This is a genomic window from Microbacterium schleiferi (assembly GCF_015565955.1).
GTDB lineage: Bacteria > Actinomycetota > Actinomycetes > Actinomycetales > Microbacteriaceae > Microbacterium > Microbacterium schleiferi_A.
In genome coordinates, this window is sequence record NZ_CP064760.1 from 3,079,864 (window position 1) to 3,092,673 (window position 12,810).

The window sequence follows — 12,810 nt, forward strand, 5'->3', positions numbered from 1 at the left end:
TCCTCATGACACGCGCCACCGGAATCGTCCTCACCGCGCTCGGCGTGCTCGCCGCCGTGCTGACCGCGGCCTTCGCCACGCTCGTCGTGCTGCTGCGCAGACGCGATAAGCGCTTCATCCGCCGGTTCACGAGGCTCCAGCGCGACGTCCTGAACCCGAACGTCCTCAAGACAGCGGGCACCCCCGGACAGCGAACTGCCGTGCTCGAAACTGTCGGCCGCCGTTCGGGAACCCCGTACGAGACTCCGATCTCGCCGGTCCCGGATGCGGAAGGCTGGTGCGTGGCGCTGGTCTACGGACCCGAGACCGCGTGGGCCAAGAACGCGGTAGCGGCAGGCGAGGCCGTGCTGCGGATCGATGGTCGCCGCCACCGCGTCGATCAGCTCGAGATCGTCCCGATCGGTGAGACCGCGCTCGCCGCCGATCAGGCGGGGCTCATGTCACTGTTCCGCGTCGAGCACGCGGTACGGATGCGGGATGCCGGCGTCATCGATCCGGAGCCCACGGCTCCAGCCTGACGCTATTCTCGGTCGGCGGCCCGGCCGTGGTGACCGGCCAGCGCGTCAGCGGCGCGGACGAGCGCGAGGTGCGAGAGCGCCTGCGGGGTGTTACCCGCCTGGCGGCCGCCCTGAACGTCGTACTCCTCGGACAGGAGCCCGACGTCGTTGGCAAAGCCGCACAATCGCGTCATGAGCGCGGTGGCGTCATCGATCCGACCGCTGTTCGCGTACTGCTCCACAAGCCAGAACGAGCAGGCGAGGAACGGATGCTCGGTGCCGGTAAGTCCATCCACGCCGCTCGAGGTCCGGTACCGGTGCAACAAGCCGTTCGACATGAGCGTCCGCTCCATCTCGGCGACGGTCCCGAGCATCCGCGGATCGTCGTGCTCGACAAAGCCGACCTGCGCGAGCAGCAGCAGGGAGGCATCGACTTCTGTCGAGCCGTAGTGCTGGACGTAGTGGCCGCGCTTCTCGTCGTAGCCGTGCTCCTGGATTTCATCGCGGATCTGATCGCGGAGCCGCTCCCATTTCTCGGCCTTTCCGGGTAGCCCGTACTCACGCACGGCACGGACGCCGCGGTCGAAGGCGGCCCAGATCATCGCCCGCGAATGGGTGAACATCTGCGGCTCGCCACGGATCTCCCAGATGCCGTTGTCGGGCTTGTGGAAGTGCCGTTCGGCGAAGGCGAGCAACGCCCGCTGCAACGCCCACGAGAAGTCGGTCTCTTCGACGCCGGCCACACGCGCCGCCTCGAGGGCGACCATCACCTCGCCGATGACATCGCCCTGGTATTGGCTGGAGGCTCCATTGCCGATCCGGACCGGCGAGGCACCCTCATACCCGGGGAGGGAGGTGAGCTCGCGCTCGAGAAGGTCACGCTCGCCGGCGAGGCCGTACATGATCTGCAGGTCCTTCGGGTCGCCGGCGATGGCGCGAAGCAGCCACTGGCGCCATCGGGCTGTCACCCGCAGGAAGCCGTGCGAGATGAGAGCTTCGATCGTGAGGGCTGCGTCACGGAGCCACACGTAGCGGTAGTCCCAGTTGCGCTCGCCCCCGAAGTCTTCGGGAAGCGAGGTGGTCGCCGCCGCCACGATTCCGCCGGTGTCTTCGTGAGTGAGCGCACGCAGGACCAGGAGCGAGCGAACCACCTCGCCCTCGAAGGGGCCGTCGTGGTCGACGCGCCCCGCCCAGTCCTGCCACCACACGCGGGTGTGCTCCAGCATCCGATCGACATCGACCGGTTCGGGCGTGTCGAGATGCGAGGGGAACCACGTCAGGTTGAGGTCGACGCCGGCGCCCTCACGGACCGTGAAGGTCCCGCGGTGTGCATGGTCGGTGGCATTCATCTCGACCCCGCGCACCAGGATCGCATCGGGCCCGGCGATCGCCAGGAGCGCCGGAGTGACGTGGCTGCCCACCTGGCGAACCCAGGGCAGCGACCGCGCATAGTCCAGTCGCAAGCGCAGTTCGCTCGTGAACTCGACCTCTCCGCTGACGCCGATGACCCGGCGCACCAGCTCGACGCTTCCGCCGTCGATGGGCATGAACTCATGCACCTCGGCGACGCCGGTAGCCGTTTCCCACCGGGTGACGAGGATGAAGGTGTCGCCGTCGTACCGGCGAGAGACGCTGGCCTCGGGGTCGGACGCGCGCAGGCTCCAGTGCCCGTGGTTCTCATCGCCCAAGAGCGCTCCGAAGATCGACGGCGAGTCGTAGCGCGGCAGGCACAGCCAGTCGATACTCCCGTCGGTGGTAACGAGCGCCGCCGTGCGGCAGTTACTCAAGATCGCATAATCCTCAATGGGCGCAGCCATGTCCCGATTCTGACAGTCGAGCAGGCGATTCGCCGCACGGGCCCCCGTCACCTGCCTCATCCGCGCACCGGGGGTCCCGGGGATTTCCCGACGCGTCTGTCCGCCGGACACACAGCCTGGATAGGGTGGCGACATGGCCGACCAGACGACGACGCTCATGATCCTCGGCGCATCGGGAGATCTCACTTCCCGATTGCTGCTCCCCGCTCTCGGCCAGCTGCTGTCCCGTCAGCCCCAGCGCCGCGTGCGCCTTCGCGGTGCGGGGATGGATGAGTGGAGCGACGACCAGTGGCGTGAGACCGTCCGCACAGCCTTCGCGTCGGTGGATGCCGAGGATGCCTTCGACAAGGTCGCCGAAACGACGTACACGAAGGCCGACATCACCGCTCCCGACGACCTCAGCTCCCTGCTGTCGGAAACACAGGGGCGCATCGCGCTCTACTTCGCCGTCCCGCCCGCGATCGCCGCCAAGGCCTGCGAGTCGCTCTCGTCCGTTGACCTGCCCGACGGCCTCATCCTCGCTCTCGAGAAGCCCTTCGGGACGAATGCGGCCAGTGCCCACGAGCTGAACGAGAAGCTCGCGGTGCTCGTGCCCGAGAGCCAGGTGTTCCGCGTCGACCACTTCCTCGGTCGGTCGATGTCGCTGAACATCATCGGCGCGCGGTTCGCGAACCGCATCCTGGAACCGGTGTGGTCGGCGGAGCACATCGAGTCGATCGACATCACGTACGACGAGAAGTTGGGGCTCGAGGGCCGCGCCGGGTATTACGACAAGGCCGGCGCGCTCCGCGACATGATCCAGAGCCACCTGTTGCAGTTGATGGCACTGGTGACGATGGAGCCTCCCGCAACTCTCGGCGAGCAAGATCTGCGCGGCGCAACGACGTCGGCGCTGCTGGCCACGCATGTCTGGGACGATGACCCGGTCGGGTCCTCGCGCCGCGGCCGCTACACGTCAGGGTCGATCGATGGGCGAGACCTCCCCGACTACGTGGACGAACCGGGGGTCGTGCCTGATCGCGAGACCGAAACCCTCGCGGAGGTCGTATTCGAGGTGCGCAACAACCGCTGGGCGGGCGTGCCGATCACCCTCCGCTCCGGTAAGGCCGTCGGCGACCCGGTCAAGGAGATCCTGATCCGCTTCCGCCCGGTCCGCCACCTGCCGGACGGGTTCACAGGAGCCACGCACGGTTCGCGGTTGCGGTTCACGCTGGGACCCGACCGCATGTCGCTGGGGCTGAACGTGAACGGCGCCGACGACCCGTTCGCGCTCACCTGGGCCAAGCTCAGTGCCGACCTCGGCGAGGGCGCGCTCCTGGCGTACGCCGAAGTGCTCTCCGAGATCCTCGACGGCGACCCGACGCTGTCGGTGCGCGGCGATGCCGCCGAGCAGTGCTGGCGCATCGTGCAGCCTGTGCTCGACGCGTGGGCAGCTGACGATGTCCCGCTGCAGGATTACGCGGCGGGCTCGCACGGTCCGGACGGCTGGCCCGACCACGACTATTGACGCTGGGGAAGCCTGAGCGACGGATCGAGTTACCGTTCGACCAGGACCCCGTCGGCATCCGCCCAGACGTGCTTGCCCGGCGCGAACGCGACACCGCCGATCTCGACGGCGACATCCACTTCTCCCACGCCGTCCTTGGCGCTCTTGCGGGGGTTGGAACCGAGCGCCTTGACGCCGAGGTCGAGCCCGCCGATCGCCTCCCGGTCGCGGATCGCACCATAGACGATGACCCCGCTCCAGCCGGCAGCGACAGCGGATGCCGCGATGAGGTCTCCGACCAAAGCCGACTCCAGGGACCCGCCGCCGTCGACAACGAGCACGGCGCCCTCTCCCGGCGTTGCGAGGGTCGCCTTCACCAGGGCGTTGTCGCGGTGGCAGCGCACCGTGCGGATCGGCCCGTCGAAGGCGGTCCGACCACCGATGTCCTGCAGCTGGATGCCGAGCGAGTCGAGCTCGTCGCCACGCTCGTCGAACAGGTCAGCGGTCGCGATGGTCATGCTCTGACGCTATCCGGCAGTGCTGCGGCGGCGGCGTATCGGTCTGCGGAAAGATCGCGTGGACTTCCGAGTCGCGCAAGGACCGCCCCCGGAGGATGAGCGCGGACGATACTCGAAGGATGACGACTCATCCCGCAGACCATCGTCCCGCGCGCGTCGGCGTGCAGCTTGCACCGCAGCACGCGTCGTACACGCAGATTCGCGATGCCATCCTTCGCGCCGAAGACATGGGAGTCGACGCGATCTTCAACTGGGATCACTTCTTCCCCCTCACCGAGCCGCTGGATGCTGAGCACTACGAGGCGTGGACGATGCTCGCCTCGATCGCCGAGCTCACCGAGCGCGTGGAGTTCGGGCCCTTGGTCAACTGCAACTCGTACCGGAACCCGGATCTGCAGGCCGACATGGCCCGCACCGTCGACCACATCAGCGCGAAGGGCGGCACCGGCAGGCTCATCTTCGGAACCGGGTCGGGCTGGGCGGAGAAGGACTACGTGGAGTACGGCTACGAGTTCGGCACCGTGGGATCGCGTCTGAACGATCTGCGCGATGACCTTGGCCGCATCCGTCGCCGCTGGGATCTGTTGAACCCCGCTCCCACCCGCCCGATCCCGATCCTCATCGGCGGGCAGGGCGAGCAGAAGACGCTGCGCCTCGTGGCCGAACACGCGTCGATCTGGCACACGTTCACCCCGATCGAGAAGATCCCCCACAAGCTCGACGTGCTCCACGAGTGGTGCGCACGCGTCGGGCGAGACCCGGGCGACATCGAGATCGCGACGGGTTTCACTCCCCGCGGATTCGGACCGCTGCTGGAGGAGAACAGTCTGGACCGGCTGTACCCGTTGGGGGTGCGGTTCATCATCCCGTCGATCGACGGGCCGGACTACGACCTCTCGCCGGTAGAGCCGCTGCTGGCGTGGCGAGACCGGATGAACGGAGCCTGACGACTCCGGGAATACCGAGCGCTATGCGGTGTTGACGAGAAAGGACGACGGGGTCCGTTCCCTCATTCCTCACCACCGGGAGAGATCATGACCACCATCGCCCCGTCCACCGCTCTGATCGACGTCCTCGCGAACCGCCGCAGCACGCGCGTGTTCGATGCGCAACGACCCATCGACGAGTCGGCGCTGTCCGCAGCTCTCGAGGCGGCGCGCTGGGCACCCTCGGCAGCGAACACGCAACCCTGGCGGATGATTGTCGCGCGACGCGGCTCTGATGCCTTCGAGCAGATCTCGGCCTCCCTCACCGGGTTCAACCAGGTCTGGGCCGTCAACGCCGGCGCTCTCGTGGTCTTCCTTGCTGACACCGAGCACGACGGCGTGGAGTTGCCTTGGGCCGAGTATGACGCGGGGCAGGCAGCGGCCCACTTCACGGTGCAGGCACATGCCGACGGCCTGATGACCCACCAGATGGGCGGGTTCGACCGCGCCGCAATCGCTGGCGCGTTCTCACTGCCCGACACCGTCCGACCGCTCACCGTCATGGCCGTCGGGCACCTGGGCGATCTCGACGCCGCGGAGGATGCGGTCCGCGAACGCGAGACCGCGCCGCGTATCCGCCGGCCGCTTCCGGAAACTGTTCTCGTCGACGCCTGACCTCACACGACGGCATACGCGGGGCCCGAGGTCGTTTCTGACCTCGGGCCCCGCGTGTGCCGCGTTTCAGTCCTCCATCAGCTCGGCTTCGATGATGTCGTCGTCCTCTCCCGGACGCGGTGCCGGCGCTGCCGCCGGTCCGTCGCTGGTCAGCACCAGCGAGTCGCCGTCGACAGCGACATCCACACGCACGAGGTCGCCGTCACGCACGCCGCCCGAGAGCAACGCCATCGCGAGACGATCCTGAATCTCGGACTGGATGAGTCGGCGCAGCGGACGCGCACCGAACACCGGGTCGTAGCCGCGTTCGGCCAGCCAGCCGCGTGCGTCAGGAGTGACCGCGAGCGTGAGCCGGCGTTCGTGGAGCCGGCGCTGGAGGTGGTCGACAGTCAGCTCGACGATCTGAGCGAGGTCGTCCTGCGAGAGCGCCTGGAAGATGACGATGTCATCGAGCCGGTTCACGAACTCCGGCTTGAAGGCCTGTCGCACCAGGGCGAGCACCTGAGCGCGCTTCTGATCCAGCGGAATCGTCGGGTCGATGAGGATCGGCGATCCGAGGTTCGAGGTCAGAATCAGGATGACGTTGGTGAAGTCCACCGTCCGGCCCTGACCGTCGGTCAGCCGCCCGTCATCCATCACCTGCAACAGAACATCGAAGACTTCCGGATGCGCCTTCTCAACCTCGTCGAGAAGAACCACGCTGTACGGACGCCGCCGAACAGCCTCCGTCAGCTGGCCGCCCTGCTCGTAGCCGACGTACCCCGGAGGTGCACCGACGAGCCGCGAGACGGAGTGCTTCTCGCCGTACTCCGACATGTCGATGCGGACCATCGCGTGCTCGTCATCGAACAGGAACGCGGCGAGCGCCTTGGCCAGCTCGGTCTTTCCGACCCCGGTCGGGCCGAGGAACAGGAAGGACCCCGTCGGCCGGTTGGGGTCGCTGATTCCGGCGCGGGATCGGCGCACGGCATCCGCGACGGCCTTCACTGCCTCCTTCTGCCCGATGAGGCGCTTCCCGAGTTCGGCCTCCAGGTGCACGAGCTTCTCGCTCTCGCCCTGCAGCAACCGCCCGACCGGGATCCCGGTCCATCCGGCGATCACCGCGGCAATGTCCTCCTCGGTGACCTGCTCGTTGACCATCCGGTCTTCGCTGGGCTCCATGCTCTCGGCCTCGATGATGCCGCGCTCGAGTGCCGGGATCTCGGCGTACAGCAGTCGCGAGGCACGTTCGAGGTCGCCTTCGCGCTGCGCGCGCTCGGCCTCGATGCGTGCGGCATCCAGTCGGGTCTTGAGCTCGCCCACGCGGTTGAGGATCGATCGCTCGGTCTCCCACTTCGCCTGCAGTTCCGAGAGCTTGTCCTGCTCGCTCTTCAGGTCTGCACGCAGCTTCTCGAGACGCTCCTGCGACGCGGCGTCCTTCTCTTTCTTCAACGCAAGCTCTTCGAGCTTGAGACGGTCGACGTGCCGGCGCAGCTCATCGATCTCCAGTGGCGCGGAGTCGATCTCCATGCGCAGCCGCGAGGCCGCTTCGTCGATCAGGTCGATCGCCTTGTCGGGCAACTGACGGCTCGGGATGTAGCGGTGGGACAGCGCGGCCGCGGCGATCAGTGCGCTGTCCGAGATCGCGACCTTGTGGTGCGCCTCGTACCGCTCCTTGAGCCCGCGGAGGATCGCGACGGTGTCTTCGACGTTGGGTTCGCCCACGTACACCTGCTGGAAGCGGCGCTCGAGCGCAGCATCCTTCTCGATGAACTCGCGATACTCGTTGAGCGTCGTGGCGCCGATCATGTGCAACTCGCCGCGAGCGAGCATCGGCTTGAGCATGTTGGATGCCGCCACCGATCCTTCGCCGCCTCCCGCGCCCATGAGGACGTGGAGCTCGTCGATGAAGGTGATGATCTGGCCTTCGGAGTCGGTGATCTCTTTCAGCACCTTCTTGAGGCGGTCTTCGAACTGCCCGCGGTACATCGCGCCGGCGACCAGCGCCGAGATGTCGAGGGCGATGAGCTCCTTGCCTCGCAGGCTCTCGGCGACGTCGCCGGCGACGATCCGCTGCGCGAGCCCCTCGACGACAGCGGTCTTGCCGACCCCGGGCTCGCCGATGAGGACGGGGTTGTTCTTGGTACGGCGCGTCAGCACCTGACTGATACGCCGAATCTCGGCATCCCGTCCGATGACGGGATCGAGCTTGCCCTGCCGGGCGCGATCGGTGAGGTTGATGCCGAACTGTTCGAGCGCGCTCTGTTGCTCGTCCTGGTCGGCCATCGGTGTGGTCTGCATGATGCCTCCTGTGCGGCGACGTGAGTGGCGGTCCCTCCCGCCGAAATCTGCGTGGGCTCAAACTTGAGCCTGTGTGACTCAAGTTTATCACCGCGCTGCCGATTCGGGAAGTGCTTCGACCGGGGGCCTGAGTCGGGATAGCGTGGGTTCTCATGCGGAGCCGACGATGACGAACCTGCGGGTCTTTCTCGCTCAGATGGCGCGAGCGGTGTGGTTCCGTGCCTCGCTGTTCAGCCTCGCTGCCGTCCTCTTGGCGCTCGCCGCCGGCTTCCTCGAGCCGTTTCTTCCCGATCTGACCGTCAACCTCGGCCAAGGCTCTGTCGACGAGATTCTGCAAATCCTGGCGAGCTCGATGCTCGCGGTGACGACCTTCTCGCTCACCGCAATGGTCACCGCCTACAGCTCCGCGTCGCGGGTCGCGACGCCCCGGGCGACGCAGCTCCTGGTCGCCGACCCCACGTCGCAGAACGTTCTGTCGACCTTCATCGGGGCGTTCGTCTTCTCGATGGTCGGCATCATCGCCCTCTCGACCGGGTACTACGGCGACCAGGGCCAGGCGATCCTCTTCGTCGGCACACTCGTCGTCATCGCGATCGTCGTGGTCGTGCTCCTGCGGTGGATCTCGCATCTCGGATCCTTCGGGCGGATGTCGGACATCATCGACCGCGTCGAGGCCGCGGCTCACCGCACGACGGCCCAGTACGCGAATCGTCCGAGCCTCGGTGCTCGCCGCCAGGATCCGCGATCGATCACCGGGGCCTCGGTGCGCCCGCAGCGCGCGGGATACGTGACCCACATCGACCTCGCCCGCCTCGAAGCGATGGCCGAGGAGCGCGATCTCACGATCCATGTCCGCGCGCTGCCGGGAACGGTCGTCGACACGGCTACCCCACTCGCGCTGGTTGCCGGCACGACCGATGACGAAACCCGGTCAAAGGTCGCGAGCGCATTTCACATCGAAGCCCACCGCAGCTACGACCAAGACCCACGACTCGGGATGATCGCCCTCTCCGAGATCGCCAGTCGGGCGCTCTCACCGTCGACGAACGACCCGGGCACCGCCATCGATGTCCTCGGCGCCCTCGGTCGCGTCTTTGAGAACATGCTGCAAGCCGATGCCGATGCCGATGTCCCCTACAGCCATCTCACCGTCGAGCCGGTCACCCTTCCCGACCTCGTCGAGGATGCGTTTCGCCCGATCGCCCGCGACGGAGCCGGAATGGTGGAGGTCGGCATCCGGCTGCAGAAGACCCTGGCCTCGCTGGCAGACATCGCCGGCCCGTCGCGCTCCCGCGCGTTCACGGATGCCGCGGCTGACGCTCGCTCGCGAGCCCAGCGCTTACTCTGCCGCGCAGATGCGGTGGCCCTGCGCCGGGCAGCGTCGAACGCGCCGCGCAGATAGCGGCAGGCAGCACCCCGCTGAGGCTCGGTGGCCGCACTCAGTCGCCGAGGCCGGGGTACAGCGCACGCAGATGATCGAGCACATCCCCGGTGATCTCGGTCTGCGAACTCGTCGTCCCCGCGCCCGTGACGGTCACCCAGAGCGGGGACGCGAAGGCGTAGACGGTTGTGAAGACTCCGAGGGCATCGTCGCGTTCCCAGGTGTAGGCGGGCGAGGTTCCGAGGAGTGAGCCCGTGAAGACGCTCGATCCGAGCGCGGTCGTGAGCGTGTCGCGGGATGTCTGCGGCAGAGCGGCAACCACGACCGTGAAGGCACCGTCGCTCTGGGGAATCCCCCAGATGCAGCCGATCGTCTGGGTCGCCTCCGTCAAGGCGGTCTCGGCGACCGGCCCCGCCATGATCCCGGTGAGCTCACCGGGATCGAGCTGAGCGATGAACTGGGCGTCCGGGCCGAACTGCGCCTGCGCGACGGCGACGTCGAGCAGGTCGGTGCACGCGAGAGCGTCGAGGTCGATCTCGTCAGCCGGTGGTTCGGTCATGGGGGGGCCGTCTGAGGTGGCATCCGGCGACGGCTCCGTCGACGCTGTGTCCGACGCCGACGGCGTCGGGTCAGGATCCCCCGACGGGGTGCACCCGACCAGGGCAATGCTCAGCGCAGCCACGCCAGCCCACACCGACATCCGCGACGCCGCCATCTGTCCCCCACCCCTCGACATGGCCAGAGTGTATCGGAGGCAGGACTCCTCCCCCGGCGCCGTGGCCCGATCGTTGCCTGGCCGCCGTCTCGGCGCCTAACCGGTCGGGGCGAGATCCTCCGACACCGACGGGAACCGGGACCGGTACGCGGTGGGGGTGATCCCCAACACACGCACGAAGTTCTGGCGCAGCACCGCCGCAGACCCGAACCCGCTCTCCCACGCGATGCGGTCAAGGCCCAGGTCGGTGCGCTCGAGCAGCCGCTGCGCGTGGATGATCCGCTGGCGCGCAAGCCACGCCGCCGGCGTTGCTCCGAGGTCCGCCTTGAAGCGCCGCGCGAAGGTGCGCGGCGACATGTGCGCCCGCGCCGCGAGCTGGTCGACGGACAGATCGGCGCGCAGGTTCTCCAGCATCCAGTCGGTGACAGGCGCCAGGGAATGAGAGGCGGCTACCGGCAGCGGCTTGTCGATGAACTGCGCCTGCCCGCCGTCACGCTGTGGCGCAACGACCATCCTCCGGGCGATGCGGTTCGTCGCCTCCGCGCCGAGCTCTTGACGCAACAGGTGGAGGCAGGCATCCAGCCCCGCGGCCGTTCCGGCGCTCGTGATGATCCGGTTGTCCTGCACATACAGGACATCAGGGTCGACGTCGATCTGCGGATACATCCGAACCATGGTGTCGGCGTACATCCAGTGCGTCGTCGCGCGTCGGCCGTCCAGCACGCCCGCCGCGGCCAGCACGAACGAGCCACTGCAGACGCTCAGCAGCCACGCACCACGCTCTGCCGCATGTCGCACGACAGCGGACACGCGAGGATCGGCGTCCTGCCATCTCTCCCGCGGCACCGGCGTGACGATGACGAGGTCGGCGGTCTCGGCAAACGCCAGGTCTTCGTCGACCGTGATCGAAAAGCCCAGGTTGCTCGGCACGAGGCCGGGCTCTGCCGCGACGATGCGGAAATCGAAGCCCCGGATGCCGTCGCCGGAGCGGTCGAGACCGAAAGCCTCACAGGCCAGGCCGAACTCGAAGGGCGCGAAGCCCGGCTGTACGACGGTGGCGACGGTACGGATCATGAGCGCTCGATTCTTGTCAGCCCACCGGAGAGGTGGCATGAATCCTACGAATGATGGTCATTCCGCCACTCGTGGCGGTAATGAGTTGATCATAGCTTTTCAGACATGATTGTTCTGCTTCTTCTTTCCGGCCTCGCCGTGTGGGGTGCCGTCGCCACGATCCGCGTCGTCCGGAGCGACGGGTTTCGTCGCCAGCCGACCGACGCTCGCCGCCTTCCGTGAGGACGTGCCGCCGCGTTTCAGCGCTCGGCGTGCCTCGTGCGCGCCGTCTCGTACACCGCGAGCATCGCCGCGGTTCGAGACGACTGTCGGAACCGGTCGGCGATCGAGGCGTCGGGCACGGGCGCAGCACCATCGCGGATGTCGGCGACAGCTGCCCGCAGGACGCCGGCGAGCGCCGGCGTCGAGTCGTCCGGAACCGGCCAGGCGCCGGAGCCCAGCTCCGCGACGAGGTCTGGGTCGCACACAATCGAGGGCGTCCCGAGTGTCGCGGCCTCGAAGATGGTCATCCCCTGCGTCTCGAATCCGATCGAGGTCTGCACGAGGGCATCGGCTGAACGGATCCGCCGAAGCGTCTCACGGTAGGGAAGCGACCCGAGGAAGAACACCGACGCGCGTGCACGCTCGGCCACCCGCTGGGCAGCTGCGCGCTGCGCGCCGTTACCGATCACCTCGATGTCGGCATCGATCTCCGACGCCACCACTGCCTCGAGAAACGGAAGCAGCCGCTTCTCGGGACTCATCCGCCCGACCCACACGAGGCGAGGACGCCGGGAATCGGAACGTGTCCGCGGAGCGGCGAGGGCAGCCGCCAGCTCGTCGTCATCGATCCCGTTCCAGACCACATCCACGTGAGCGGCGACGCGATGGGCCTCCAGGCGACGCGCGAAATGGGCTGACGGCGCCGTCACAGCATCCGCCGACGAAGCCAGCATCCGGAGGTAGGACCAGCCGTCGGCCCGCGCACCGGTGGGCTCGGACAGCGCTCGACGACCCCAACGGTTCAGGACCCGCAGGACCAGGTCGGGGAACGGAGCGATGGCATGGATGCCGACATCTACGCGGTTGTGGAACGTGAACACCACGGGAAGGTCGTGGCGGCGAGCAAAGCGCAGGCCGAGGAATGCTCCCCAGAAATCGCCCTGCACGTGCACGATGTCGACGGGTGGTCGCCCCGCCAGCACGGCATCGACGGCGCGGTCGGCGCGCGCGCTCGGCCAGGTCATCGCATACTCGCGGTCCAGGGTCACCGGGATGGAGGGTAGATCGGCGTATCCCGGGTCATCTGCGCGCACGCCCGCGCGGGGTCCGTGACGGCGCGGCGCGACGATCGTGACGGTGTGGCCGGCCTTCTCGAGAAACCGGCGCTGCAGGCGCATCGACACCTGTGCGCCGCCGAGCGTTTCGGCATGCTGATCGCCGAACATCACGACATGCATCG

The 12,810-nt window shown here is 67.7% G+C and carries 11 protein-coding genes; 5 read left to right on the forward strand and 6 right to left on the reverse strand.

The genetic code is table 11. The features are described from left to right. Positions 1-5: 5 nt before the first annotated feature. Positions 6-518: a nitroreductase/quinone reductase family protein gene (locus IT882_RS14945; RefSeq protein ID WP_195692499.1), complete on the forward strand. Its 513-nt coding sequence runs from the start codon at positions 6-8 to the stop codon at positions 516-518. A gap of 2 nt (positions 519-520) precedes the next feature. Here IT882_RS14945 and IT882_RS14950 read toward each other — a convergent pair whose 3' ends face one another. After that, positions 521-2,314 carry a glycoside hydrolase family 15 protein gene (locus tag IT882_RS14950; RefSeq protein ID WP_195692500.1) on the reverse strand — a complete coding sequence of 598 codons (1,794 nt, stop codon included), beginning with the start codon at positions 2,312-2,314 and terminating at the stop codon, positions 521-523. Positions 2,315-2,447: 133 nt separating this feature from the next. Between IT882_RS14950 and IT882_RS14955 the strand changes: the two genes are divergently transcribed. Continuing rightward, entirely contained in the window at positions 2,448-3,821 is a 1,374-nt protein-coding gene (locus IT882_RS14955; protein WP_195692501.1) for a glucose-6-phosphate dehydrogenase, read from the forward strand. A 29-nt stretch (positions 3,822-3,850) separates the two neighbouring features. Here IT882_RS14955 and rraA read toward each other — a convergent pair whose 3' ends face one another. Next, positions 3,851-4,318, reverse strand: coding sequence for a ribonuclease E activity regulator RraA (gene rraA / locus IT882_RS14960; RefSeq protein WP_195692502.1), 468 nt, complete (start codon positions 4,316-4,318; stop codon positions 3,851-3,853). Positions 4,319-4,437: 119 nt separating this feature from the next. Here rraA and IT882_RS14965 point away from each other — a divergent pair, with 119 nt between their 5' ends. Next, entirely contained in the window at positions 4,438-5,265 is an 828-nt protein-coding gene (locus tag IT882_RS14965) for an LLM class F420-dependent oxidoreductase (RefSeq protein WP_195692503.1), read from the forward strand. Positions 5,266-5,352: 87 nt separating this feature from the next. Further along, positions 5,353-5,919: a nitroreductase family protein gene (locus IT882_RS14970; RefSeq protein WP_195692504.1), complete on the forward strand. Its 567-nt coding sequence runs from the start codon at positions 5,353-5,355 to the stop codon at positions 5,917-5,919. A 66-nt stretch (positions 5,920-5,985) separates the two neighbouring features. On the opposite strand, the gene IT882_RS14975 is transcribed toward IT882_RS14970, so the two are convergent. Further along, positions 5,986-8,199, reverse strand: a complete 2,214-nt coding sequence (locus IT882_RS14975; RefSeq protein WP_195692505.1) for an ATP-dependent Clp protease ATP-binding subunit — start codon at positions 8,197-8,199, stop codon at positions 5,986-5,988. Positions 8,200-8,365: 166 nt separating this feature from the next. On the opposite strand from IT882_RS14975, the gene IT882_RS14980 reads away from it, so the two are divergent. Further along, a complete protein-coding gene (locus tag IT882_RS14980) occupies positions 8,366-9,601 on the forward strand; it encodes a DUF2254 domain-containing protein (protein WP_195692506.1) in 1,236 nt (411 codons plus the stop codon). A 37-nt stretch (positions 9,602-9,638) separates the two neighbouring features. On the opposite strand, the gene IT882_RS14985 is transcribed toward IT882_RS14980, so the two are convergent. The 3 genes from IT882_RS14985 to IT882_RS14995 form a co-directional block, all read right to left on the reverse strand. Continuing rightward, positions 9,639-10,316 carry a hypothetical protein gene (locus IT882_RS14985; protein ID WP_195692507.1) on the reverse strand — a complete coding sequence of 226 codons (678 nt, stop codon included), beginning with the start codon at positions 10,314-10,316 and terminating at the stop codon, positions 9,639-9,641. 75 nt (positions 10,317-10,391) lie between these two features. Further along, on the reverse strand, positions 10,392-11,369 hold the full coding sequence (locus IT882_RS14990; protein WP_229382173.1) for a GlxA family transcriptional regulator: 978 nt from the start codon (positions 11,367-11,369) through the stop codon (positions 10,392-10,394). Between the two features lie 239 nt (positions 11,370-11,608). After that, on the reverse strand, positions 11,609-12,808 hold the full coding sequence (locus tag IT882_RS14995; protein WP_195692508.1) for a glycosyltransferase: 1,200 nt from the start codon (positions 12,806-12,808) through the stop codon (positions 11,609-11,611). Between the last annotated feature and the right edge of the window lie 2 nt (positions 12,809-12,810).